Origin of the sequence: Carboxydothermus hydrogenoformans Z-2901 (assembly GCF_000012865.1) — a bacterium.
GTDB classification, from domain to species: Bacteria; Bacillota; Z-2901; order Carboxydothermales; family Carboxydothermaceae; genus Carboxydothermus; species Carboxydothermus hydrogenoformans.
This window is the reverse complement of the sequence record NC_007503.1, coordinates 556,666-582,136: the sequence shown is the minus strand read 5'-3', so window position 1 is coordinate 582,136 and position 25,471 is coordinate 556,666. Positions and strand designations below refer to the sequence as shown.

General features: G+C 44.4%; 22 protein-coding genes. 1 reads left to right on the top strand and 21 read right to left on the bottom strand.

Annotation, left to right across the window (positions count from 1 at the left end; genetic code table 11):
* Positions 1 to 10: 10 nt before the first annotated feature.
* The 7 genes from CHY_RS02995 to CHY_RS02965 all read right to left on the bottom strand — a co-directional run bounded on the left by CHY_RS02995 (position 11) and on the right by CHY_RS02965 (position 7,761).
* Complete coding sequence (locus CHY_RS02995; RefSeq protein ID WP_011343599.1) at positions 11 to 1,201, bottom strand: glycosyltransferase family 4 protein; 1,191 nt, start codon at positions 1,199 to 1,201, stop codon at positions 11 to 13.
* A gap of 202 nt (positions 1,202 to 1,403) precedes the next feature.
* On the bottom strand, positions 1,404 to 2,510 hold the full coding sequence (alr, locus tag CHY_RS02990; protein WP_011343598.1) for an alanine racemase: 1,107 nt from the start codon (positions 2,508 to 2,510) through the stop codon (positions 1,404 to 1,406).
* Positions 2,511 to 2,590: 80 nt separating this feature from the next.
* Positions 2,591 to 3,709 carry an alanine dehydrogenase gene (gene ald / locus CHY_RS02985; protein ID WP_011343597.1) on the bottom strand — a complete coding sequence of 373 codons (1,119 nt, stop codon included), beginning with the start codon at positions 3,707 to 3,709 and terminating at the stop codon, positions 2,591 to 2,593.
* Positions 3,710 to 3,900: 191 nt separating this feature from the next.
* Positions 3,901 to 5,475, bottom strand: a complete 1,575-nt coding sequence (locus CHY_RS02980) for a bifunctional ADP-dependent NAD(P)H-hydrate dehydratase/NAD(P)H-hydrate epimerase (protein ID WP_011343596.1) — start codon at positions 5,473 to 5,475, stop codon at positions 3,901 to 3,903.
* A 1-nt stretch (position 5,476) separates the two neighbouring features.
* On the bottom strand, positions 5,477 to 5,848 hold the full coding sequence (gene acpS, locus CHY_RS02975; RefSeq protein ID WP_011343595.1) for a holo-ACP synthase: 372 nt from the start codon (positions 5,846 to 5,848) through the stop codon (positions 5,477 to 5,479).
* Between the two features lie 120 nt (positions 5,849 to 5,968).
* Positions 5,969 to 6,919: a hypothetical protein gene (locus CHY_RS02970; RefSeq protein WP_041537626.1), complete on the bottom strand. Its 951-nt coding sequence runs from the start codon at positions 6,917 to 6,919 to the stop codon at positions 5,969 to 5,971.
* A 14-nt stretch (positions 6,920 to 6,933) separates the two neighbouring features.
* Complete coding sequence (locus CHY_RS02965) at positions 6,934 to 7,761, bottom strand: DUF6345 domain-containing protein (protein WP_011343592.1); 828 nt, start codon at positions 7,759 to 7,761, stop codon at positions 6,934 to 6,936.
* A gap of 159 nt (positions 7,762 to 7,920) precedes the next feature.
* On the opposite strand from CHY_RS02965, the gene CHY_RS02960 reads away from it, so the two are divergent.
* Entirely contained in the window at positions 7,921 to 8,262 is a 342-nt protein-coding gene (locus CHY_RS02960) for a hypothetical protein (RefSeq protein ID WP_011343591.1), read from the top strand.
* Here the strand turns inward: CHY_RS02960 and acs are convergent.
* From acs to CHY_RS02895, 14 genes are all read right to left on the bottom strand, one after another.
* Positions 8,259 to 10,202, bottom strand: coding sequence for an acetate--CoA ligase (gene acs / locus CHY_RS02955; RefSeq protein ID WP_011343590.1), 1,944 nt, complete (start codon positions 10,200 to 10,202; stop codon positions 8,259 to 8,261). The two genes, CHY_RS02960 and acs, sit on opposite strands and share 4 nt — an antisense overlap.
* A gap of 118 nt (positions 10,203 to 10,320) precedes the next feature.
* Entirely contained in the window at positions 10,321 to 11,076 is a 756-nt protein-coding gene (locus CHY_RS02950; RefSeq protein WP_011343589.1) for a LytR/AlgR family response regulator transcription factor, read from the bottom strand.
* Positions 11,066 to 12,388 carry a histidine kinase gene (locus tag CHY_RS02945; protein ID WP_226986720.1) on the bottom strand — a complete coding sequence of 441 codons (1,323 nt, stop codon included), beginning with the start codon at positions 12,386 to 12,388 and terminating at the stop codon, positions 11,066 to 11,068. The genes CHY_RS02950 and CHY_RS02945 overlap by 11 nt, the downstream gene beginning before the upstream one ends.
* Positions 12,389 to 12,520: 132 nt before the next feature.
* Positions 12,521 to 13,843 (bottom strand): TldD/PmbA family protein, encoded by a 1,323-nt coding sequence (locus tag CHY_RS02940; RefSeq protein WP_049752055.1) that lies wholly within the window; start codon positions 13,841 to 13,843, stop codon positions 12,521 to 12,523.
* Between the two features lie 88 nt (positions 13,844 to 13,931).
* Positions 13,932 to 15,062 (bottom strand): S1C family serine protease, encoded by a 1,131-nt coding sequence (locus CHY_RS02935; protein ID WP_011343586.1) that lies wholly within the window; start codon positions 15,060 to 15,062, stop codon positions 13,932 to 13,934.
* A gap of 1 nt (position 15,063) precedes the next feature.
* Positions 15,064 to 15,864: a metal ABC transporter permease gene (locus CHY_RS02930; protein ID WP_011343585.1), complete on the bottom strand. Its 801-nt coding sequence runs from the start codon at positions 15,862 to 15,864 to the stop codon at positions 15,064 to 15,066.
* Complete coding sequence (locus CHY_RS12960) at positions 15,839 to 16,324, bottom strand: ATP-binding cassette domain-containing protein (RefSeq protein ID WP_083757248.1); 486 nt, start codon at positions 16,322 to 16,324, stop codon at positions 15,839 to 15,841. Before CHY_RS12960 ends, CHY_RS02930 begins: the two co-directional genes overlap by 26 nt.
* A complete protein-coding gene (locus CHY_RS13450; protein ID WP_049752053.1) occupies positions 16,221 to 16,523 on the bottom strand; it encodes an ATP-binding cassette domain-containing protein in 303 nt (100 codons plus the stop codon). The genes CHY_RS12960 and CHY_RS13450 overlap by 104 nt, the downstream gene beginning before the upstream one ends.
* A gap of 2 nt (positions 16,524 to 16,525) precedes the next feature.
* Positions 16,526 to 17,407 (bottom strand): metal ABC transporter substrate-binding protein, encoded by an 882-nt coding sequence (locus tag CHY_RS02920; RefSeq protein ID WP_011343584.1) that lies wholly within the window; start codon positions 17,405 to 17,407, stop codon positions 16,526 to 16,528.
* Positions 17,404 to 17,826: a Fur family transcriptional regulator gene (locus CHY_RS02915; RefSeq protein ID WP_011343583.1), complete on the bottom strand. Its 423-nt coding sequence runs from the start codon at positions 17,824 to 17,826 to the stop codon at positions 17,404 to 17,406. Before CHY_RS02915 ends, CHY_RS02920 begins: the two co-directional genes overlap by 4 nt.
* A 185-nt stretch (positions 17,827 to 18,011) precedes the next feature.
* Positions 18,012 to 18,230, bottom strand: coding sequence for a hypothetical protein (locus tag CHY_RS02910; protein ID WP_011343581.1), 219 nt, complete (start codon positions 18,228 to 18,230; stop codon positions 18,012 to 18,014).
* Positions 18,231 to 18,453: 223 nt separating this feature from the next.
* A complete protein-coding gene (locus tag CHY_RS02905; protein ID WP_011343579.1) occupies positions 18,454 to 20,997 on the bottom strand; it encodes a hypothetical protein in 2,544 nt (847 codons plus the stop codon).
* 17 nt (positions 20,998 to 21,014) lie between these two features.
* Positions 21,015 to 23,024, bottom strand: a complete 2,010-nt coding sequence (locus CHY_RS02900; RefSeq protein ID WP_011343578.1) for a cytochrome c3 family protein — start codon at positions 23,022 to 23,024, stop codon at positions 21,015 to 21,017.
* Between the two features lie 339 nt (positions 23,025 to 23,363).
* The gene (locus CHY_RS02895; RefSeq protein WP_011343576.1) at positions 23,364 to 25,427 is read right to left on the bottom strand and encodes a cytochrome c3 family protein; all 2,064 of its coding nucleotides are present in this window, start codon (positions 25,425 to 25,427) and stop codon (positions 23,364 to 23,366) included.
* Positions 25,428 to 25,471: the final 44 nt, after the last annotated feature.

Genomic DNA, 25,471 nt, shown 5'->3' with positions numbered 1-25,471 from the left:
CCCGTATCCCTTAATGTTTTAACAGCTTCTGGTAAACTTTTTCGGTATTATCGGTCATAACTTTAACCGTAAACTTCTCTTCAGCAAGTTTCCGGCCGCTTTCACCCATCCTCCGGCGTAATTCGTCGTCCTCTAAAAGTAAGATTAGTTTTCGGGCAAGGGCACTGGCATCTTTTTTGGGAATAACAAAACCGTTTACTCCGTCCTGAACAACTTCCGGCATACCCCCGGAATTGGTAACAATAATGGGTTTCCCGGAAGCCATCGCTTCAAGCATTACCAAACCAAAGGGTTCCTCAAAGGAGCTGGGATAAATGCAGATGTCGGCAATTTCGTACATCCAGTGAATTTCCTGCCAGTTGAAAAATTGGACGTAAACTTTATCAGAAAGACCATATTCTTCCACAAGCTTCATAATTTCCTGTACTTCTTTTTGCTGGACTCCACCCCAGTCCACCGTTTTCTTGGTACCCGCCATCACCAGGACGGTATCGGGAAATAGTTTTTGCACTTCGGCAAAGGCTTTCACCGCATAATCGGAACCCTTGGCAAAACTCATCCGGGCCGGATGAAAGATAACTTTTTTCCCGGCAAAAAACTCCATCTTAGCATAAGGATTATCCGGCGATATACCCGGTTTAAATTTTTCGGTATCAATTCCGTGGTGAACGGTGATAATTTTCTCACCATCAAAACCAAAGCGGATAAGCTCTTTTTTAATAAAATCGCTGACCGCTATGACGTAATCCCACTCGTCTTTAAAAGTAAGCATTTCCTGCCAAAGTTCATCTTCCCAGACATTATGGGCGGTTAAAACCAAAGGCTTTTTCCGGTGGTTTTTATACTCCACCAAAAACTCCAAATGGTCCGGGCTAAAATAATGCATATTATGGAGATGGATTATTTCGGGATTGACTTCATCGAGAAAGGAGTGAAGGAGATCCTTTATTTGCCTGCGGTTTTCTTTAATAATTTGCGGTGAAAGAGAGTTTAAATCTAAAAATCTATGCCTTCGAACCCGCATACCGTGGAAATCGAACTCTTCGGGTTCACCATTAACCGCACCGGTTAAAAGGTGTAAATTATAGCCGCGCCTGATTAATTCCGGGCACAAAAGCGTCAGGTGCGTCTCAACCCCACCGATAATTGGCGGAAAAGCCCAGTGGAGCTTGGCAATTGTATAAATACTATCACCTCCCATTTTTTATTGGTTATTTCTGGCTAATTAAAGAAAACCGCTTCCTTAAAAGTTTATGTTGAAGTGGCAGAATTTATGAGGGGATAATTTGCAGGAAAAAAGAAGTGCTTCGATAAAATTATACCATGTTCGACTTTTTTTTTCAAATACATAAAAAAAGAGGCTTGCAGCCTCAAAATCCATAAATATTTTTTATAAATGAATTTTACACATAAATTCGCGGAACCCGGTAACTTATATTGGTCAAAATTTCATAATTTATAGTTCCCACCAGGTCTGCCATTTCCATAGCGGTAATCGTTTCTTCTCCCTGCTTTCCCAAGAGAACAGCCTCATCCCCGGGATTTACCCTTTCGGTTTCATCCACCGCTACCATCAATTGATCCATGCAAACCCGACCGGCTATGGACCAGCGTTTGCCGTTTATCAAAACCACCCCTCGATTGGAAAGGCGGCGAAAATAACCATCGGCATAACCTAACGGCAGCGAAACAATCAGGGTAGCTTTGGAGGTTACGTACGTGCTACCGTAACTCACCGTAAAGCCTGCCGGTACTTTTTTCACCTGAGAAACCCTGGCTTTTAAGGTTAAAGCAGGCTTTAAATGGGCAAGTTCCCGGGGTACATCCCTGGAGGGATACTCGCCGTACAGCATAATCCCCGGTCGCACCAAATCGTAGTGAGCTTCGGGAAGCCTCATTATTGCAGCACTGTTGGCAGCATGGCGGTATTTTACCTCAATCCCTTTGGCTTTTAAGTGTTTTAACACAATGTTAAACCTCTCTATTTGCAGCTTGGAAAAACTTAAATCTTGCTCATCCGCCCGGGCAAAATGGGTATAAACTCCTTCCGCTTCTAAATTTTTTAATTTTAATACTTCCTCAATCTTTTCGAGTTCTTCATACCAGAACCCGATTCTCCCCATTCCCGTATCAATTTTTAGATGATAGAAAAGGGTTTTCTTAAGCCTCTCAAGTCTTTCCTGATACGCTAAAGCTAATTCCCGGTGGTGAAGAGTAGGAGTCAGGTTATAAAATAAAAGCTTTTCCACCTCTTCGGGAGGAGTGTAACCCAAAATAAGAACCGGTGCATCTATCCCCGCTTCTCTCAACTTTATTCCTTCATCAAGAATGGCCACCGCAAACCGTTTAGCCCCCTCGGCAATTAAAGCTTTTGCCACTTCCACCGCTCCGTGACCGTAAGCATTGGCCTTTATTACCGGCATCGCCTCCGCCTGCCGAGCAAGTCTTTTTACTTCCCGGAAATTATGCCGAATATTTTCCAGGTTAACCTCTGCCCATACCGGACGCATTTTTTCCACCTACCAGAAAACTTTTCTTTTTTAATGTTAATGATATAGCAAAGGGGTGGAATTATCCACCCCTTTTACCTCTAACCGAGGATTTCTTCCAGCGGAGTATAAGGTAAGCCCAAAGAATCGGCTACCGCTTTACAGGTAACTTTTCCGTCTAAAACGTTAACGCCTAAAGCTAAAGCCCGGTCTTCCCTTACCGCCCGCTCCCAGCCTTTATTGGCAATAGCCAAAGCATACGGCAAGGTCACGTTGGTTAAAGCAAAAGTTGAAGTTCTCGGTACGGCACCGGGCATGTTGGCTACAGCATAATGGACAACTCCGTGTTTAACGTAAATCGGATCCTGGTGGGTAGTTACCCGGTCAATAGTTTCGACGCAACCACCCTGGTCAATAGCCACGTCAACGATAACCGAACCGGGTTTCATGGTCTTAACCATCTCTTCCGTTACCAATTTGGGCGCCCGGGCTCCCGGAATTAAGACGGCGCCGATCAATAAGTCAGCTTTTTTCACCGCTTCGGCAATATTGTAGCTGTTGGACATCATGGTGGTTATTTTGCCGAAAAAGATATCATCCAGGTATCTAAGCCGGTCGGCACTCTTATCAAGAATGGTCACGTGAGCTCCCATGCCCATAGCCATCTTAGCAGCATTGGTACCGACGACACCGCCACCAATAATCACCACTTCGGCCGGTGGAACTCCGGGAACGCCCCCCAATAGCATACCCCGACCGCCCTGAGGCTTTTCCAGGAAACGAGCACCGATCTGGACCGCCATCCGCCCGGCAACCTCGCTCATTGGAGTTAGTAATGGCAGGCTGCCGTTGGGAAGCTGAATGGTTTCGTAAGCAATAGCTACAACCTTTTTCTCCATTAAAGCCCGGGTAAGTTCCGGCTCCGGCGCGAGATGAAGATAAGTAAAGAGAATTTGCCCTTCCTTAAATAACGGGTATTCCGGTGGCAGTGGCTCCTTTACCTTCATAATCATATCTGCAGCAGCAAAGACATCGGCAGCAGTTGGAAGAATTTCCGCCCCAGCTTTTATGTATTCTTCATTGGTTATCCCGCTGCCAAGACCGGCGTTATTTTCAATCACCACTTTATGCCCCGCCGCAACCAAAGCCTCAACTCCGGCAGGAGTAATCGCCACCCGGTTTTCATTATTTTTAATTTCTTTTGGTACACCAATAATCATGCAAAATTCACCCCCAAATTTTTTATGTTAAAACAAATGCTATTTTTATGCTATATTTATTTTAAGCAATTTTCGTACCAATATCAGTTGGCGTTAAAAAACCTCGAAAATTCCCTAAAAAAATAACAGACTGGAAATAAAACTTTCCAGTCTGTTATAAGTTCAAACAAAACTTTATAAATCGTGGAAAATTATCTTTCCATATGGATATTTTTCTTTCCACCATTACCCCCTACTTCCCGGAAAACTTCATTTAAATAAGAAAAAATATCGGAAATAAAAAAGCTGTTTACCGCCCGTTCCTTTAATGCCAGTTCTCCAGCTCTTCCGTGAAAATAAACCCCCAAAATCGCTGCTTCCTCCGGACCATAACCCTGGGTTAAAAAACCGGCAATTAAGCCAGACAAAACATCGCCGCTGCCGGCTTTGGCTAAAAGGGGATTGCCCCCGGCCAGGTACCAGACTTCCCCAGTTGGCGCGGCAATTAAAGTGGTTTCACTTTTTAAAACCAGGTAAACATTATATTCTTTTGTAAACTCTTTGCTAATTTCTTCACCCTTTACCTTTACTTCGTTAACACTCAGCCCAAGAAGCCTTGCCATTTCGCCCAAATGGGGAGTTAAAACCGTAGGAGCCGTTCGCCTTTTTAAAACCTCCAGATAACCAACAAGATTATTTAAACCGTCGGCATCAATCACCAGCGGCAAAGGACAGCTTTCCAAAAAATTAAGATAAGCTTCTTTACTTCCGGTTAACTCCCCCATTCCCGGTCCTATAACCGCCGCCTTTACTTTAGAAAGAAGTTCACTGAGCATAAAAAAACCTTCCGCCGCCAGTTGCCCGGCTGCTGCCGGTATTCCCCGTAAAATAATTTCCGGTACCTTACCCGCTAAAGGTTCAAATAACTCTTCCGGTACCGCCAGGTAAACCCCTCCCACCCCGGACGCTAAACATCCTCTTGCAGAAAGAAGAGGAGCTCCAGAGTAAGCACGCGACCCTCCTGCTACCAGCGTAAAACCCTGCCGGCCTTTATGGGTATCCGCTGCCACCGGCTTTATGATTTTTTTAATTAGCTTTTCTTCAATAAGCCAGCGCCGAACAGAAAACTCTTTTTTTAGTTTTTCCGGAAAAGAAATATCCTCCACGTAAATTTCCCCGCAGTATTTTCGCCCGGGAAAAAGGATTTGCCCCACTTTGGGTAACCCGAAGGTTACCGTATAGTCGGCCTGAAAGGCAACGCCTTCGACCTGGCCGGTGCTGGCGTCTACCCCCGAAGGGATATCCACCGCCAGCCTAACTGCATCCGCCTGGTTGACAATCTCCACCACTTCCCGGATTTCCGGCGGTAGCGCCCCCCGAAAACCGGTGCCGTATATCGCATCCACCACCATATCGGCATCAATCAGGGAGATTTTTAAAAGGTTTAAATTTTCGGTAATCCCTTCATAGATTTTTTCACTCATTTTCTTTAAAATATTAAAATTAATTAAAGCATCTCCTTTAAAATTATCTTTAAACAGTAAAAACACCCGGATTTTAGCCCCGGCATTGGCCAGGTGCCGGGCAAGGGCCAGACCATCACCACCGTTATTTCCCTTTCCCACTAAGATGATAATTTTTTTGCCGCTAACATCTCCCAAAATCTCTTTAATTCTATAAAAAGTCTTTAAAGCCGCATTTTCCATTAAAACAATTCCCGGAATCCCGTATTCATTAATCGCTTTCTGGTCAAACTCCGCCATCTCCCGCCCGGTTAAAAGAAGCATTTTAATCCCTCCACATCACGCAAATTGCTACCGCTACCTTTTTTTCATGGCTTAAACTTAAGCTTTTTCCCGTAAAACCTTTTTCCTGAAAAATTTTTGCCGCATAACCATGAAAAATAAGTTCAGGACCATCCGTTCCCAAAACTACTTCAATATCTTTAAAATTTACCTTTCCTATCCCGGTACCTAAAGCTTTAGCCGCTGCTTCTTTAGCAGCAAAGCGGGCGGCTAAACGCAAATAAGGTTCTTTTGTCGAAAAAGCATACTCTAACTCGCCTTTGGTATAAATCTTATGTAAAAAACGCTCCCCAAACCGCTCGTGGAGTTTTTTTATCCTTAAAACATCAACTATATCAATTCCCGAGCTGTACACCTTAACTACCCCTTAACTTTTTTAATCTCTCTTTATTAATATTTTACCGTAAGTCAAAGATAATTGTCTAAAAAAAATAATTCCCGGCAATACTTTACCGGGAAAAGCATTTTATCCATTTTAATCTTTCTGGGTTGAGAAATATTCCTCATCAATATTTTTATTTAATACTAACTCAACATTTTCAATAGCCGGTGTGAAAATATCAAATTTTTCAATTTTATTATTAATTGCTGTTTCCCCTTGAAACACATATACAGGAATTAAATACTGCTGTTCAGGATCTTCCCAATATCCTAGGAAAGATTTTTTAATGTGTGCTTTTGTAGCTTCTGGAGGAATATTACTTGATGCCCTACCTTCTTTTATTTCTTGTACAGCCTTTTCAAGTGACTTTAGCTTTTCTTTTTTGTAGAATTCAAAATCCCGATAATATTTACAAACTGCTTCGATTTCCCCTTTATTCCCAATAGTAACGATGATTCTTGAAATGCCATAAATAGGCCTACCATTCACTACAGGATAAAACCAAACGTCTTTAGCCATAACCACGGTCTCGCCCGCTTCATTTTCCGCTTTTTGAGCTGTTACACTGACACTTTGAAATCTTCCCGAAAATAATTTCGTTTCTATTAGAAATTTTTTGGCTATTTCAATAGCTTCAGAATCAGTAGGTATGTTCTTATAAATTTTATTATTATACAGTTTTTCGTTATTTATATAGCTAAAATATCCATTATTTTTATCAATTTCAATAACTTTTTTTTCGCTTAAAATAAGTATTTTATCTTTGTCTTCCTTCGTGGTAGTATTTTTTATGTTAAAATAATTTTTAAGCCTTTCTATTTGTTGTAAACTTTCATAATAGGGAGTTTTAAATTTATATATTTCGATATTTTCCGGAAATAGAGCGTTATTATTTTCAAAAATATACTCAATCTTTTTTGGTGACTCCTGTCCTGGCTGAGGTATATTAATGGTTCCATAATTACTTTCACTTTTCAAAAGAATATAAACAAAAAAAACCAAAAAAGCTAATAAAATCAAAGTAATATTCCACTTTTTCTTCAACTTTTACACCACCTTTAAATTTTAATTCCATTATGCGGTATGACTACCTGAGCAATAACTCCATATGCCGATGGATTATTTATATACCAGTTACTCGGTAACAATGTTCCAAAATAATTACTTATAGTATCATTGGCTGCAAGTTTATAACCAATAACAGTAGCAATTGAATCACCATCAGCTCTTTGGGGCTGATATTTTTTAGCAGCCTCAAGAAATGCCGTTTTAATTGTATACCCATTTACTAATTTTTGACCAAATTCAGTCCCTTCACGGCTATCAAGATACATGACCGATGAAAAACCAAGCATTAAGGTAGCTCCTTCAAACATTTTATAAAAATTTTGTCTTTTCGTGCTATTTCCTCCATCATAAAGCCACCAACAACAATACATGTTTACCCATTTTAATTTGTTATGCCCAAATCTTGTTTCATTTGTACGAGCATTAATGTTATCATAATCTTCTTCTGAGGAACTATGCCATTGATCGCCATCATTTTTCACGTAAAAATGAGCTGCATTTTCATATGCTGAATAATTTTTTCCATGACCAGCAAATGAAAAGAAATCAACATTATTCATATATCTGTTTATGGTAATATCTGATTCCCATGCATTATTATCTAAATATTTAAAGCCAAGTGTAAATTTGTTACTTATTGCGTTGTATAGATTATTTACATATGACGCACCTGCTCTATCACCATATGTACAATCCGGATATAGTAAACTACTGTATTTATTTATCCCATCAAAACCAGCAGTTAAAGCAAATGCAATATCTTGTAAAAAGAGATAACAAACTAAGAAAAAAATAATTTTTTTATATCTTTTTTTCAAAATTGTCCACCTCCTCTTTTTCAAAAATTGGTAAACTTTTCATTTATTATATAATTTTTTATTATTTTTTGTAAAGTATATTTTTCAAGTATTGGATTCTATTTCTTAAAATGTCTAAAAAAAATAATTCCCGGCAATACTTTACCGGGAGGTAAAAAAATGAAACAGGAACCCTGGGAAATATTATCCGACAAAACCCTTTTGGAACGTTTTTGTGAAGTGGAAAAGCCTATCGATGATTTTCTTTTACGTTTGGTCTTAATTGAGCTTCTGCAGCGGCTGAAAAATTTAGAAAAAGAAGTTTATGCTGCCCGGGTAGTGTTAGAGGAATATTTTGAAGTTCCACCAGAACTATATCAAGAAGTAATTAATTTAACCACCGAATATTTAGCCCAAAAGGATCAGGAAAAAGCCAGGGATTTGGCCTTTTATCAACAAACCGGCCTCTCCCTGGCCCAGTGGTTAAAATTTATGGTTTTCGGAAAGTTTGACGCCAATTAACCTTCGTCTTTGTACTGTTCTTTTATTTTGTTTATAACCGCCGGATCGGTCAAAGTAGTAGTGTCACCTAGTGCCCGACCCTCGGCAATGTCCCGGAGTAATCTTCTCATAATCTTACCACTGCGGGTCTTGGGAAGCTCAGCAGTAAAGAAGATGTCATCCGGCCGGGCAAGAGCACCAATTTTCTGGGCAACAAACTGTTTTAACTCCTGCACCAATTCGGGGGTACCCTCTACCCCTTCTTTCAGGGTGACGAAAGCAGCTATCGCCTGGCCTTTTACTTCATGGCTCTTGCCGATTACCGCTGCTTCCGCCACCAAAGGATGCTCCACTAAAGCACTTTCCACTTCCATGGTACCTATCCGGTGGCCGGAAACGTTAATGACATCGTCTACCCGTCCTAAAATCCAGAAGTAGCCATCTTCATCTTTTTTCGCCCCATCACCGGTAAAATACCAGCCCGGGAACTTGCTCCAGTAGGTGTTTTTATACCGTTCCGGATCGCCATACAAAGTGCGAAGCATTGCCGGCCACGGTTTTTTCAGCACCAAATAACCACCCTGTCCGGGAGGTACCGGTTCACCTTTATCATTGACCACGTCCGCTTCCACCCCGGGGAAAGGCTTGGTAGCCGAACCGGGTTTGGTGGGAATCACGCCGGGTAAAGGAGTAATCATAATCATTCCCGTTTCCGTCTGCCACCAGGTATCGACTATCGGACAGCGGCCGCCGCCAATATGTTCGTGATACCAAATCCAGGCCTCTGGGTTAATCGGTTCACCCACCGTCCCCAGAAGCCGTAAACTGGACAGATCCCGTCCTTTCGGCCACTTTTCTCCCCAGCGCATAAAGGTTCGAATGGCCGTCGGAGCAGTATAAAGGATATTTACCCGGTATTTTTCAATAATCTCCCAGAACCGGTCTTTTTGCGGCCAGTCGGGAGCACCTTCATATAAAACAACGGTAGCACCGTTGGACAGTGGCCCGTAAACAATGTAGCTGTGCCCGGTAATCCAGCCTATATCGGCGGTGCACCAGTAAATATCTTCTTCCCGGTAATCAAAAATGTATTTAAAGGTGGTATGGACCCCTACCAGATAACCGCCGGTGGTATGCTGAATGCCTTTGGGTTTACCGGTAGTCCCGGAAGAGTAAAGGATAAAAAGCATATCTTCCGCATCGCACTGCTCCGGCTCGCAGTATAGAGCCGCATCGGCCATTAACTCGTGGTACCAGTAGTCCCTGCCCTCGGTCATGGGCACTTCCTGCCCCGTTCTTTTCACCACCACCACCTTTTCAATGGTGGTTTCCCCTTCTAAGGCAGCATCGGCATTTTTCTTTAATTCAACAATACTTCCCCGGCGGTAACCACCGTCGGCAGTTATTAAAAGCTTGGCCTTGGCATCATCAATCCGGTCTTTCAACGCCTGCGAACTAAAACCACCAAACACAACGCTGTGGGGTGCACCAATGCGGGTGCAGGCTAACATCGCAATTACCGCTTCGGGAATCATCGGCATGTAAATGGTAACCCTGTCTCCCTTTTGCACCCCCAACTTTTTCAAAACATTGGCAAATTTATTTACTTCCCGGTACAACTCCTGATAGGTTAAAATTTTTGAATCCCCCGGTTCGCCTTCAAAGATTAACGCTGCTTTGTTGCGGCGAAAGCTTTTGGTGTGCCGGTCCACGCAATTGTAGGAAACGTTTAACTTTCCACCGGTATACCATCGGTAAAATGGTGCATCGGAATCATCCAATACTTTCTCAAAGGGCAAAAACCACTCGATATCTTTGGCCGCATCCGCCCAGAAACCTAAAAAATCCCGCTCGGCCCATTCATAAAGGGATAAGTCCGCAACTTTGGCTTTTTCTTTAAATTCTGCCGGCGGTTCAAAAATACGGCTTTCCTGCAAGAGCGCTTCAAAATTATCGCTCATAAGCCCCCTCCTTTTTCCTTTTTTTTATATAATAATTTGGCAACGGTTATTAATCCAGTTTTTGATTGTGAAAGGTAAAAAAAAAACGTTAAAAAGCATTTTTTCTGCTTTTAACGGTTTAAAGTCCGAGGATTTTTCTTAATTTTTTCGCCTGGGCTCTGCTTACCGGAACTTCGCTTTTCTCTTTATCATCCACCACTAAAGTATAGGTGCCGTTAAAAAAGGGTATTATCTCTTTTACCTTTTGCAGATTGACAATAAAACAGCGGTGACAGCGGAAAAACACCGTGGGATTTAACCGTCCTTCTAATTCTTTCAGGGTAAAACGGGTAAAGTATTTATCCTGATAGGTTTTCAGGTAAACATAATCCTGTTCGGTATAGGCATAAATAATCTCCTGCTCCCCAACCAAAACCGTTTTCCCGCCTTTTTCGGCCGGTATGCGGTCAAGTCTTCCCGTTGTGCGGTACGCGCTAAAAACTTCCTCCCCTTTTGGTAAGCCGTTTTCCTGGATTAGCTTCTTTACCTTTTCTACGGCTTTTTTTAGCCTTTTGGGCTCAATAGGTTTTAGTAAATAATCTACCGCATTAACTTCAAACGCTTTTAAAGCATACTCGTCATAAGCGGTAACAAAAACCACATACGGCGGATGGGGCAGGGCATTGATTTCCTTGGCCAGCTCAAGCCCGGAAAGTCCCGGCATTTCAATATCCAAAAACAACAAAGAATAATCCACCGCCCGGATTAACGCAAGGGCTTCGCTGGCCGTTGCCGCCTCCCCCACCACTTCAATTTCCGGAATCTCCGCTAACAAAAAACGCAGTTCCTGCCGGGCAGGATACTCATCATCCACAATGAGCGTCCTAATTTTCATTTTCCCTCTCCCCTTCTTCTTCAACTTTTAACGCCGGAATGGAAAAACTCACGGTAGTCCCCACCCCTAACTTCGACTCTATTTTAAGGCCCGCCTCCCGGCCGTACAAACTGAGCAAACGTTCGTGAACGTTGGACATCCCGACCCCGTTTCCCGAACCAAATCCCGGTTCCAAAACCCGGCCAACCATACTGGGAGAAATTCCCACTCCATCATCCTTTATTTCCACGTTAATTTTTTCCCCATCCCTCTTAATCCGGATTAAAACCGTACCCTGGGATTCTTTAGGGGTAATACCGTGTTTAACCGCATTTTCCACAAGTGGTTGTAATGTTAATACCGGAAACTGGTAATTCAGTAATTCCCGGTCAATATCCCTTATAATTCTAAGCTTTTGCCGAAACCGGGCTTTTTCCAGAACTAAATAAGTATTGACGTAATCAAGCTCTTCCTTTAACGTGCCAAACATCCCCTGTTTTTTTAAAGTTTGCCGGAAAAATTTTGCCAGATGAATTAGAAGCTTTCGGGCTAATTCCGGGTTGGTCCGGTTAAACATAATGATGGTATTTAAGGTATTAAAAAGAAAGTGCGGATTTATCTTGGCCTGCAGCGCTTCTAACTGGGCTTTGGTCACCATTTGCGCCTGGCGGTCAAGCTCGGCTATTTCCATTTGCAGGTTTAAGATCTGGGCAATCCCCATCGCAAGTTTTACGGTTTGGGCCGGCATCTCGCCTTTTTTCGTCTGGTAAAGCTTTATTGTACCCACCACCTGCCCGCGAATTTTCAAAGGAACAACCACCGCCGCCTGGAGGGGGCAGTCGCAGTCTTTTACCGAACAAATGTATTTTAAACTGTGGTCAATTATTTTAAGCTCCCCGGTGCGGATGGCTTCTTTGGTGGCAAAGGTCCGGATAGGGTCCCCTATCTTATGCCGTTCACAACCAACCCCCACATACGCCAGCACTTTTTCCCGGTCCGTAATTGCTACCGCTTCCATGTCGCTAATCCGCTGAATTATTTCGGCAATTTTTCCGGCGGTCTCCACATTTAATCCCTGCTTGATAATCGGCAAAGCTTCATTGGCCAGCATGAGAGGATTTAATTGGTCCTGCTCTTCTTTTTTTAAAGTAATCACCCGGAAAGTGCGAAAAAAGTAGCTGGCTACATATACTCCAAAAAAATTAATTAAAAACAGGAGAATAACGGGCAGTAAAAGCTTTAAGCCTTCCGGAAAAAAAACATAAAATTCAAAAAACCCTTCAAAAGCTGTCATTATCACCGCTAAAAGAAAAAGCTTTAGTAAGGGTTCCAAACTCCCACCCCGTCAAAATTTTCTTAATATTATTATAATTTAAAATTTAAAAAAATAAATATGCATTTTTTTTGAGGAAAAAACAAATTTTTATACCGGGAAAGAATTTAAAAAAAAGAGGGTTTCAACCCTCTAACTTCCGCTTACCGCCACCTCTTCAATTAACAGGGTCGGACTTCCTTTAGCTCCGTAAAAGCGCAGGTCATCGCCCACAGCAATTAATTTTCCAAATAAATCTTTTATATTCCCGGCAATGGTTATCCCCCTGACCGGCCGGATAATTTCGCCATTTTCTACTAAAAAGCCGGTCGCTCCTACCGAAAAATCACCGGAAACGGGGTTTGCGGTATGCATCCCGAGCACTTCGGTAATATAAACCCCCCGGCTGGTTTGTTTAAATAAACTTTCCCGGCTAACTCCTCCCCGAGGAATGTAGAAATTAGTGGTCCCCAGCTCCGGTAAAGCTTTAAAGGAAGAGCGAACGGCATTGCCGGTTGAAACCGCTCCTTCTTTGGCGGCGGTGTATAAATTATAAAGAAAGCTTTTAACAGTACCGTTTTCTACCAAAACGGTTTTCCGGGTAGGCACCCCTTCCCCGTCAAACGGTGCAGTAGCCAGGCCATCTTTAAGGGTACCATCATCAATTAAGCTGAAAACGGGGCTAAACACTTTTTCGCCAAGTTTCCCTTTTAAAAGGCTTTTACCTTTTTGCACATTTTCCGCTAAGAACGAGGCTTTTAACACCCCTAAAAGATTTACGGCCACATACGGGTCTAAAAGTGCCATATACCGTCCGGAGGGAACCTTACCGGCCCCAAGTTTGGCTACCGCTTTTTCCGCCGCTTCCCGGCCTACAGCTTTCGGGTCTATTTCCTTAAACTTGCGGGTTACTTTATAGGAAAAAGCGGTCTCCGAGCCCGATTCATCTTCCGAAGCTAAATAAATATAAATTGAAGCATAATTTCCCGAAAAACTTCCGAAAAAACCTTCGGTATTGGCTAAATGCCATTGATAATGGTAGTCATCATAGGCCGCAGTTTCAATCCCCTTAATTTTGGGGCTGAAATTTAACGCTTCTCTTTCCATGGTAAGTGCTAAATTAACCTTTTCCTCCAAGGAAGCAGTGGTTATTTCCGGGTCGGTTAACTCCGGCGTTGGGTAGGTAGAAGGTTTTGCCAAACGTAAGTAAGGATCGCTATCGGTAATCTTTGCCGCCTGGACTGCTTTTTCCACCGTTTCCTTGATTTTTTCCGGAGTCATTACCGTGGTATAGGCAAAGCCAAGCCTTCCCTCGTAAAAGACCCGTACCCCTACCCCTTCTTCTACCGCCTGCTTAACCGTCTCCACCCGTCCTTCCCGCACTTCCACCGAAAGCTCTTCGCCCCGGGTATAACAAACTTCCCCATCAGCCTTTTTCGCTTTAATTTCCGCTAACGCCAGTTCCAGAATCTCCACTAAAATACCTCCTCCAGGGACGGTACTTACAGCCACCATTTTCTATTCATCGTCGAAAGTGGTGGTTCTCAGAACCGTCCCTCCAGCGTTATTCTCTTGGTTTTTCGCCCAAGGTTACTTCTAAGGTATATTTTTTGCCTTCCTTTAGCCGGTATACTTCTACTTTTATTTTTTCTCCCGGCTTGTGTTTAAACAGTTCATCGGTTAGTTCCGCCATGGTGGTAATTTTCGTACCGTTAATGGCGGTAATAATATCTTTAGCCTGAATACCGGCTTTATCCGCCGGTCCACCTTCGACAACCCCTTCAATGTAAATTCCCTGGGGTATATCGTAATACTGGGCTTCCTGTTCGGAAATTTCCGCACCGGCAATGCCCAGCCACGGCCGGGTAACGTAACCCTTGTTAATTAGCTGCTCAATAATCGGTTTTGCCTCATCGATCGGGATGGCAAAGCCCATTCCCTCAAAGCCCGGAATGGAAATTTTGGCCGAATTTATCCCTACCACTTCCCCTTTGGCGTTGCAGAGAGGTCCACCGGAATTGCCAGGGTTAATAGCCGCATCGGTCTGAATCAGCCTAAGACTTTTTTCTCCCGATTCATAAGTTAACGTTCTATTAAGGGCACTTATCACCCCGACGGTGACACTTCGGGCAAATTCTTTACCCAGAGGGTTTCCGATGGCAATGGCCAGCTCTCCTACCTGCAAAGTGCTGGAATGACCCAGGGTTACTACCGGTAAATTTTTGGCATTTACCTTTATCACCGCCAGGTCCGCCCGCGGGTCGGTACCGATGATTTTGGCCTTCATCTGCCGGCCATCGGCCAAACTCACATACAGCTCATATGCTCCTTCTACCACGTGGTTGTTGGTAACGATGTAGCCATCGGGAGAAATGATAAAGCCAGATCCGGAGCTTTTTTCTTCAAGCCCTCCCAGGCCAAAAAAGCCCCCCGGCGCAATATTGGATATCCCCACCACCGCCGGTGATACCTTCTTGGCCACCGCCACCACCGGCGTATAGCTGTATTCGGCGGTTTTTACTTCGGGAGTCTGGGGTAGTGTATATTCTATCTTCGTATTCTTCGCGGGAAAAAGTTTGGGATAGGCATAAATCCCCGCCATGCTCCCAATTAAACCGGCAATTACCGCCACCACTATTACCGTAAACCACGAAGGCCGGTGTCCTCTCGGCTCATCCATACGGTACTGGTACATCTTACTTCCCCCTTTGCCCAAGTTTTTTCCCTGATACTACCAAAATATATATTAATACACCGGTGGCCACAATGGTAGCACCCGGCGGCAAGTTTAAGAAAAATGTAATAATTATCCCCGCCACGGCCATAATTAAGCTAACCGTCACCGCCCAGACAATTAACCCGGTAAAGGAACGGGCGAGTTCAATGCCAATTAAAGCCGGAAGCACCAAAAAAGCACCGGTAAGTAATGCCCCCACCGCTTGAATACCAAAAGAAACCACTATGGTAGCTAAAATGATCAGGAAAAACTCGCTAAACCTTACCTTTATCCCCTGGCTTTTGGCCCCGGACTGGTCTATGGAAAGAAGCAGCAAATGCCGGCTATAAAACAAAAGAAATAATAAGACCCCGAGAAAAGTAACAAAGGCCCAGATTAAATCCCTTTTCCCGGCAAAGAGGATACTGCCGAACAAATACTGACCCAAACTTTGCCAGACCTCTCCTTTTAAAGAAGCAATAATGAGCGCTAAAGACAAACCTCCTGCCGAAATCAAGGCAAGGTTTGCGTCGTTAAAAGCATTTTCTTTGTAGCGTAGCGTCTCCAAGATAACGCCGCCGGTTAAAGCCGCAAAAACTCCGCCTAAAAGGGAAGAAAAGCCGAAAAACACCCCTAATGCGGCCCCGACCAAAGAAAAGTGGGCTAAAGCATCGGCTAAAAGGCTGTACCTTCTTACCAGTAAAAAAACCCCCACAAGGCTTCCCTCAATGGCCAAAAGGAGGGCAATTAAAAGGCTATTCTGGACAACATTCAAATCCAAGTTCCCTTTCCTCCCCTGCAAGATAGCCGTCTTTATCCCCAAAATACAACGCTTTTTTATCTATGTGCAGCACTTTATTCCCTAAAATTTTTATCTCCTTTGGATCATGGGTAACCATTAAAATAATGGTGTCTTCTCTGAAAAAAGTATTTAACACCTGATACAATTCTTTCCGGCTCATCTGGTCAAGACCACTGGTGGGTTCATCTAACAATAACAAATCGGCTTTTCCCGCCAGCGCTCGGGCAATAAACGCCCGCCTTAGCTCCCCGCCGGAGAGGTTTCCTAAGAGTCTATTCCTTTTATTAAGAAGGTTGGTAGCCTTAAGCGCTTCTACGGCAACTTCCCGGTCTTCCTTACTGTAAAATAATTTTGGTTTTCCCTTCAGCGTTCCGGGCCAGCACCAATTCTTCCACGGTAACCGGAAAGGGGATGGTCCCGGGAATTTTCTGCGCCACATAACCAATTTTATGGTTAAAGGTCTTTATAATCCCGAAGTAAGGAATCTCCCCAACAATCGCTTTTAACAGGGTAGACTTACCTGCCCCGTTTTTTCCCAGAACCAAAAGAAAATCCCCTTCCTTTAATGAAAAATTTATATCCTCTAATACCGGCTCACCGCCGTAATTTACAGAGAGGTTTTTAACTTCTAGCCCCAAATTTAATCATCTCCTCCTAAAACAAGGCGCAAAGTTTCAATATTCTCCTGCATTAATTCTAAATAGCTTTTACCTTTTAGGGTTTCATCAACTCCTTCTAAAGTATAAAGGGGCATAAACTTCACCCTGTAGTTTTCAGAAACTTTTTCCGCAACCTTTTTACCAAAAACCGGGTCAAAAAATACGTATTCACAACCTTCCGCCGAAAATTCTTTCATAAACTTTTCAATATCGCCAACGGTTGCTTCCGCTTCCTTTCCGGACATCAGGGAAATTTCCTGTAAACCGTAATCGGCTGCAAAATAACCAAAGGCCCGGTGCAGGGTAAAAATCTTGCGGGTTTTTAGGTCCGAGGTAAGATCCACCATCGCCAAATGCAGCTCATAAAGTTTATCGGCAAGTTTGCGGTAATTTTCCTCATAGTAGCTTTTATTTCCCGGATCCAGCGTTACTAAATTATCCTTAATAGCTTCGGCTATTTTGCGGGCAAATATCAAAGATAGCCAGTAATGGGGATCGTCTTTTTTTACTTTGCCTTCCAAAATTTTTTCCGCTTCAATAACCTTATCTTTTCCTAAAAGCTTGATTATCTTTCCGGCCCAGGGCTCTAAGCCCCCACCATTTAAGATGATTAAATCGGCCTTCCTCAGGGTAAAAAGGTCGGAAGGTTTTGGTTCAAAATCATGGGCATCGGCTCCAGGAGGGGCTAAAACCGTAACCTCAGCTTTATCCCCGGCAATCTCCCGGGCAAGCTCACCATAGGGATAAATTGAAGTAACAATCAAAGGCTTACCGCTATCGGTTGTAGAAGCCGTCCGGGCATTGGAACAGCCCGAAAGTACAAATAAAGTAAAAACTAAAACCAGCGCAAGTACTCGCTTCACTTTTTCCCCTCCTCGCAGGCTGCACACTTTCCAAAAAGTTCAATCCGGTGATACGTTATCGTCCCCACTTTTCCCGGAAGGTTAAATTTATTTTCTTCAATAGGACACGATTCCAGGGCCACTTTCTCCCCGCAGGCAAGGCAGGTGAAATAATGGCGGTGCTGTCCGGTATTTAAGGAAAAGCGGGCTATCCCGTCCGGCGCCATGGTCTCGGTTAAAATCCCGCACCGGCAGTAAAGCTTTAAGTTACGGTAAACGGTATCGAAACTAAAACCAGGGTAATGCCGGCGCAATTTTTCGGCAATCTCCCGGGCGGTATAGCTTTTTTCATCGGCAAAAAGCTCTAAAAGCGCCTGCCGCTGCGGTGTAATCTTTATGCCCTTATCCCGTAAAATTTTATATGCTTCTCTTACATTCATCGTATTCCCACCTACATCGTAATTATTCCTATCTAAAAATTAATCTATACCTGTAAATTTACCGAGTCAAGGGGATTTTAAATACCTTCGCCTTTAATGCAGTGTCGGCTATAACCAGCATTTGTCTTCCCAGGTCAGAACCACCTATCCAACCTCCTACCACCTACCACCAATTTAATTGCACCCTATAATTCATCTTCGTCATCATCGGGATGGTTTCTCTCCATCTGCCGGCGCAGGCCAATCATAATAAGGATTATTCCCAGAACCCCCATTAAATAAACAATTAGATGCTTGATACTGGAAAGTCTGGGCAGGCGAAAACCTTGTTGGTAGAAGAGTAAGATAAGTAAAGCTCCAAAAACTACAAAATAAAGCAATTTAATGTTTTTTCTTTTTTTCATTTTTTAGCTCCCCCTTTTTATCGTATAAGATTTTTTGGGGTATTAAAAGAAATTTTAATCTTTTTTGCCGAAATGTTTATAAAAAATTATTCTTTTGCACCATTTTCTAAAGCCTTGGTTAAACCACCATCTGCTGATATTTTACTTTTATACGGTTAAAAATCAAAAAATAAACCCCCGGAAAATTTATTCCGAGGGCTAAATTAGTCCTTTTAAAGCCATCTTATTTTTTGGTGAAGATTAAAAGCTGGCTGCGTTTTGCGGAATAGCCAAGGCTTTTCCAACTATCAGTAGCTATTGCTACCCGGCCGGTAGCGCTGTGGCAATCAACACAGGTTAAAGCTTCGCTTGCCGGAAGTATCGTGTGGTCCATCTGCATTAAGCCGTAAAACTCAAAGTAGCCGCTCATATTAAAGGGTTTGTTCCCTTTTGAAGTTGGAGTCATAGACATCCGCGGATTGGTCATGATATTTTCGTTTAACATGTTAAAGTAAATCATGTGCGCGGTATAGCCGTCATATTTAGGTACTTTCTGCTCGCCAAAATAAATTTGATTGCTCATATCATAAGCCGGCATAAAGGAGGTCTTAAGCTTGTAAATTCCCTGATAAACCGACTGTATGATATCGCCGGTTTCGGCATAATACTTCTTATCAAAGGGCAGCATGAAGGGAAAGTTGGCAAAGTCTTTGCCAATAGCCTTAAAGTAAACATCGCCAAAGGCCATTGGTATCTTGATGTTTACCCGGTGGAAAGGCTGAATCTTGGCCGCAGGGTTCTGCGGATAATTCATTTTACCCATACTTCCTAAAAGTTTCCCTTCATCAAAGATGTCCCCAATGGGCCGGACGCCAAACCGCATCATGTGTTCGTAATCCTGCCGTTTGAAATTTAAAGTGGGTGTACCGTAACTTCCGCGGTATTCATGGGAATTATTGTTGTATAACGAGGAATCGCTCCAGTTGTTAAACACATAATCTTTGGGTTCATATATTCCATCCGCTGCTTCTCTTTCGGGATTGCTAAAGTCTCTGAAATCCAAGCCATAGTCTTTACTGATGTGGCAGGTGCGGCAGTCCAAGCGCCGCCCGTGGTCGTTTATAACCTGATTGGCATGCACCGTGCCGGTATGGCACTCAACGCACTGTTTGGCCCGCTGACCATCATTGGGGGTGTAGAGGTCGGGCATGGGACCGATGACGAACTGGTGCTTATTATATACTCCCTGTCCGGTGGTGTCACCTAAAGCCGGTGTCCAGGCACCACCCGGATGGCAGTCCACACAGGAGAGCTTATCATCTTTTAAGTGAACATCAAGGTCGTGCCAGAAGCCCCGTTTATAGGCCGGACCGTCCGCCGGGAAGTCGTGGCAAACCGCACAGCCGTTGGCGGTGGGCTTCTTGTAAACGGAAGCTATCGCGGTTAAGACTTTTTGCTGAGGATTGGTAATGCTCGGATCCTGGCCGTTATAAACTTCCCCTACGGTATAGATGGTTGCCTTACCATTTACCACTTTGACATTTCGGGCCGCTCCCTTACTGACATAGTACTGGTCGGCATGGCAGAGGAGGCAGTCGATATCTTTGACATATTCAAGGATAGCAAAGTCAACATCACCGGAAAGCTGGTTAAAGAGGCCGGTGTTGTAGTTGGGGTCGGCCGGCCCGGATTTAATACCGTAACCGATATGGCAGCGGCCGCAGCCGGCAGCCCGGGAACCACTGGTTCCAACCCAGCGGCCCAGGAAACTCTGGTAGCCGAAGGTTTCCGGAGCACCGCAGAGGCGGTTGTACATGCCAAACTGCAGCTGTCCCGGACCAAAGCCCACTTCCCTGAAGCCTTCGATTTGGGCGAGGTCAGGATTTTGCCGGGCCGCATTGTGAAGATTATCCTGATTCATGTAGAGGTCTAAAGGCAGTTTAGGATTGCCCATTTGCCCAAACTGGTAGGCCATCCAGAAAATCGTATCGCCGTTTTTGGTGAAGGTGCGGTTTAAATAGTGGTTGGTGTAAACGATGTTCTTGATGGAGTTCCATTTACCTGTACCCGGTCCATGGCAGGTCAAGCAAAACTCAGCCGAGGTACCAGTTGGATTATTCTGGACCCAGGTAAGAAAATCCTGGGTTATATCCCTGTGCTTTGAATTATTGGCAACAGGCGTGGGCTTGGAATCGGCATTAGCCCTGATTAGTCCTGCAGTTACGATAGCATAAGCTGCTTCCGCCCGGGTGACCATTGCGGAGGGATAGGCGTAAAAATTATTATTGCTGTCGGTCTTTGAAATAGGAATGTAACCATTATAGATTGCCCAGGCTAAATTGCGATTGCCGTTGAAGTCCTTAATTCTTTGTCCTAAGTATCCGGAAGTAGTAGCTCCGGTCAATCTTGCCAGGTAATCGGCAAGTTTGGAACGGTTAAAATTTTTGTTATCTTCGGGAATTATGCCATCGGCCAAAGTGGTGTTTCCTGCTGCTTTTTCCACTGCATCGTGGAACTCTTTATTGGTAATCGGTTTTTTGGGGTAAAATTTCCCTTTGGCCAAGGAGAATATATTTTTCACTATAGCGTAGTTAACGACCTTGGCATAGGGAAGGCTACCGATATCCGAGGCTTTTTGGGTATAGTGGCAGGTAGTTGCACAATTTAACGACTGCTGGGTCATCGGGTCTTTGGCAAACTGCCGGTAGCCGAAGGCCGCTGCTGCGGTAAGCAGCAGGGCCAGGCAGGTAATGACGGCAATTAAACTTACTTTATACCTTTTCCTCAATTATTTTCCCTCCCCTCTTATCTTAAACCCGGCATTTCCGATTCAAAGGCCGTAAAGCTGTGTAAAGCCTGGTCGCTTCCATCGCTTCTTGCTACCTTCGGCATAAAGGTTGCCCAGTCAAAGGCCGCTCCGGTATCATGGCAGCTGCCGCATAAAGCGTTCGGCAGGTATTTTAGCTGCTTTTCGATTCCGTTCTTATCCGCTATCATGCCGTGCGGGTTGTGGCAGGTGGAACAGTAAACACCGCCTTTACTGTAATGCTTGCTTTCCTTAAATTCCTGCACCTGACTCATGGCTTCACTGTAGTAAATTATGCTTTCACTTACACCGCCAAAATCATAAATTTCTGTTCTCTTGGTTGCTCCTTTACCGTGACAGTTTGCGGTACCGCAGGTGTCAACCTTCCCTTCTACGTTCTTTGTAGCAGGGTTGGTGATGTTTCGGCTGTTGGGGGCTTTGACGTGAAGGCTTCCGTTTCCGTGGCAGGCTTCGCAGCCTACGCCGTTGTCAAAGTGAGCGGTTTTACTCCAGCCGGTATAATATTTCGGGTGGCAGGACTGGCATTTGCCGCTGCCCACCGCCGTAGCTCCCGTCTGGCTTTCGTAAGTGGTGGCGGTTACACTTACGCTTTGTCCGGTATTGGCGTTGTAGCCTTCAGCCGCGGGGCCTTTCCGGTGGCAGGTCTCACAGGTCCCCATGTTGGGCGCCCGCTTTAACGCCGAAGACCCGGCAAGCTCTTTTAAACCATTCTCTCCTACCTCGCTCCAGTAGCCGTATACGGCTGCTTTGGTGCTGTCCAGTAGCGTCCGCTTCCAGAATTCCTTGCTTACACCGTGGGCATAGTGGCAGGTGAGGCAGGTCATGACATCGCCGTTACTCCGCTTTTCGTAAACCATGTTGGTCAAGGGTAAGAACGCTTTAAACTCGTCCACCTTAAAGCCAACCTGGTGCCGGTAGGCTTCGGTGTAGTGGCCGGTTAATTTATCCGAAGAGCCGGTGCTGGTGTCGATATCCCCGGTATCGGTGTTGTAGTCGGTGTGGCAGGCTCCGCAGAACTGGTTGATTCCGGAAGTGTGCTGGACGGATTCGCCGGACTGCAGATAATTTTTTACTTCCATTTTTACCTGCAAAGCGGGATAGAAGTAGGCATATACTACCGTTACGCTGCCGTTTCCCTGGAGTAATTTAATCCTGGTTTCGCCGCTGGTACCGTCCAAAAGGTAGTCCACCCCTTCGGTCTTTAACTGACCGTTTACCCAGACCTGGGTGCCTTTATTGTAAGGATAGCTTCTGACCCACTGATATTTCTGGCTGTTTTCGTAATAACCGGTAGCAGAATTATAAACATACGCCACATTGGACTTGTAGTTCAGGTAGCTGTAAGCATTGACGTTGGGGTTTAGGATTCGGGCGTTACCGCCCAAGCCGTGGGGGCTATGGCACGATTCACAGCCAAAGGTAATATCCCAGGCAGTGGCACCGGCTTTGTCGGGAGTGTCGTTGGTTTCATAGTTGCCGGTAACGTTTCCCCCGGGGGCAGCGAAAATCTGAACCGCTCCGGTGACCAAGTGGTTGGAGAGGGAATCTTCATTGCCGCTGCCAAACATTCCGCCGTAGGTGGGCTTTTGGGTAGTGGCGATGGTTCCCATTTGCACATCATAGGTGGTCGAGATGGTGCCGTCATGGCAGGCCATGCAGGTGTCGTACACCGTTCCCCACTGTAAAAGGGTTTGACCTACCGCCGTGTGGGTGGCGTGGCAGGCCGCACAGGCGTCGGTGTTTTTGGAATAGTTGGTGTGAATGCGGTAATTGGCAGGATTGGCTTCATTGGGTAAATAAATTTCATTGGGGTAATAGGTTTTATCATCGGCATTAAACTTACTTACCATGCCCCTCTGCTCGTCATATACTTTCTTTACCGTAGGGGCGTAGGTGTCGCCCGTCAAAAGCTGGGCGGCGTAAGCGTTGGACCCTAAAATCAGCAGGGCTAAAATCAGTAAACACAATACCTTAATCTTCCCCTTCAATACTTCCTCCTCCTTTCCTTTAATTCCGGATGCGCCGTATTACCTCTTCCCTCCTTTCCCGGCGGTTTATCCGTACAGGCATTATTATTTTTATGCTATTAATTAGATGTTTTGGTAAATATTTCCTTTATCTTTGTTTTAAATGTTATTTATATCGATAAGTTAGATTTATTGCAGCAAAAATTCCGTAAATGCTATTTTTCTTTAATTATCAAGCTTTTGCAAATTTTTCTTTTATTTTCGCAGTATTAATTCTATTTTTTTATATGTAATATTTCGATTTGTTATTTTTACCACAAAAAAAGCGGGGAACTATCCCCGCTACTTTCACTTTATTTTTTAATGATCACTATCCAACCACCCGGGAAAATTGGCTTCTTTATAGGTAAAAGAGTGGAGATGATAGGCAGCACCATTTACCGCTGCCCTTGGAACCGGAGGCATATAATCTTCCCAGTTAAAGGCACCGGCAAATTCGCCTAAATCGTGGCAAAAGGCACAGAGGGAATTGGGCTGGTATTTTAACTCATAGGTTTGATTGTTGTGCTTAATTACTCCGTGAGGATTATGGCATGTAGTACAGGTCATCGCACCTACGTTGTAGTGCTTACTGCTGACATGTTCTCTTACCTGGGGAGTGCTGCTGTCTACAAAGCTTATGGTATCGTTGTTATAATCCATGTTTGCTAAACTATCACTGGTATTTCCGTGACAATTGGCACCTGCACATTTTGCTACCTGCTGCTGGTAATTTAGCTCAGAAATGCTATCCATATACGTCCCTGAAGGCGACTTTACGTGTTCACTGCCGCCGGTATGGCAATCCTGACAGTCTACCCTATCTCCCCTTAGATTTGCGTGTTTAGTTTGCAGCCAGCCGGTATAGATTTTTTCGTGACATTTTTGGCAGAGGGTGTTGTCTACCCGGGTCAATGGGAAGGAAGGATTTACAGGAGTATCACGATTATTTCCCGGCGTACTTCCTGCAGAATTGGCCGTATATCCTTCGGAAGCAGGACCTTTACGGTGGCAGGTTTCGCAGGTCGCCATGTTGGGAGCCCGTTTTAGAGCAGAAGATCCGGCAATTTCAACTAACGGCAAGGTACCCCAGTAACTTTTTGCTTCCGGGAACCAGTTCCCTTCTAATGTCTTCTCCCAAAAACTTTGACTTACACCATGAGCATAATGGCAGGTAAGACAGGTCATGAATTTTTTACCACCCCGGAGCTCATAAGCCATATTGGAGTTTGGAAGATACTGTTCAAAGTCGGCCACGTTAAAACCAACCTGGTGCCGGTAAGCTTCCGTGTATTTCCCGTTTAAAAGGTCGGAAGAGCCGTTGGGTTCTGATTTCGTACTATCCTTATAAACGTTTTCGGTATTGTAGTCGGTATGGCAAGCCCCGCAGAAAGCATTGATGCCTTTTACGTGAATGACCGTTTCGGAGTCGGGAGACTGGGAAGTGTTATCACCATCAAGATAATTGGTAATGGTCATGGCTACTTGCAGGGCGGGATAAAAGGACGCCGTAATGGTGGCAGGATTACCCTGTAAAACTTTTATTTTAGTATACCCCTGGGAATTACTAAGTTCATAGTCCACTCCCTCGACTTTTTCAGTACCATCAAAATAAACTTTTGTTCCTTTAAGATACGGATAACTTCTTACCCACTGGTAAGCATTTTTGGCAGTGGAATCAAAACTGTTGCCGCTACTTAAGGCTACCCAGAAAGTCTCATTCCCTTCAGTAACTTTTTTAAGGGAAAAATTAGTCTTATAATTTACCAGGCTGTATGCATTAACATTGGGGTTTAAGATGCGGGCGTTGCCGCCCAAGCCGTGAGGGCTGTGGCAGGACTCACAGCCAAAGGTTATATCCCACATTTTTCCCTGCCCCTGGTCCGGTACATCATAGGTTTCATAATTTCCGGTGATATTTCCACCGGGTGCAGCAAAGATTTTTACCGCTCCGGTCACCAGATGGTTGGAAAGAAAAGGTTCATTACCTATGCCAAACATACCGCCGTAAGTGGGTTTACCGTTGGCGCCTATTTCCCCTTCCTGCACATTATAAGTGGTGGAAATGGTGCCGTCGTGGCAGGCCATGCAGGTATCATATACCGTTCCCCACTGGAGCAGGGTTTCCCCCACTGCCGTGTGGGTGGCGTGGCAGGCAGCACAGGCATCGGTATTCCGGCTATAATTGGAGTGGATGCGGTACCGGGCAGGATTGGTTTCATTGGGCAGGTAAATTTCCGCGGGGTAATAGGCTTTATCATCGGCATTAAAGTACTTGGGAGTTGGTCCGTAATCCTGGCCTACCCTTATCTGGGCAGCAAAAGCAGTCGATGTTACAACCCCCAGGATGAGTCCGAAGAAAAGAAAAAACATAAAATTTCGCAAAAAAACTCCTCCTCTCGGGTTTTGGCACCGGGGGTGTCCTTTTT

Bases quoted from the DNA above. Each gene is read 5' to 3' on its own strand.
- acs (WP_011343590.1), bottom strand. From the start codon at position 10,202: ATGAGCGATAATTTTGAAGCGCTCTTGCAGGAAAGCCGTATTTTTGAA.
- CHY_RS02995 (WP_011343599.1), bottom strand. From the start codon at position 1,201: ATGGGAGGTGATAGTATTTATACAATTGCCAAGCTCCACTGGGCTTTT.
- CHY_RS02980 (WP_011343596.1), bottom strand. From the start codon at position 5,475: ATGCTTCTTTTAACCGGGCGGGAGATGGCGGAGTTTGACCAGAAAGCG.
- CHY_RS02960 (WP_011343591.1), top strand. From the start codon at position 7,921: ATGAAACAGGAACCCTGGGAAATATTATCCGACAAAACCCTTTTGGAA.
- CHY_RS02935 (WP_011343586.1), bottom strand. From the start codon at position 15,062: ATGTACCAGTACCGTATGGATGAGCCGAGAGGACACCGGCCTTCGTGG.
- alr (WP_011343598.1), bottom strand. From the start codon at position 2,510: ATGCGTCCGGTATGGGCAGAGGTTAACCTGGAAAATATTCGGCATAAT.
- CHY_RS12960 (WP_083757248.1), bottom strand. From the start codon at position 16,324: ATGTGGCGCAGAAAATTCCCGGGACCATCCCCTTTCCGGTTACCGTGG.
- CHY_RS02950 (WP_011343589.1), bottom strand. From the start codon at position 11,076: ATGAAAATTAGGACGCTCATTGTGGATGATGAGTATCCTGCCCGGCAG.
- CHY_RS02910 (WP_011343581.1), bottom strand. From the start codon at position 18,230: ATGAAAAAAAGAAAAAACATTAAATTGCTTTATTTTGTAGTTTTTGGA.
- ald (WP_011343597.1), bottom strand. From the start codon at position 3,709: ATGATTATTGGTGTACCAAAAGAAATTAAAAATAATGAAAACCGGGTG.
- CHY_RS02915 (WP_011343583.1), bottom strand. From the start codon at position 17,826: ATGAATGTAAGAGAAGCATATAAAATTTTACGGGATAAGGGCATAAAG.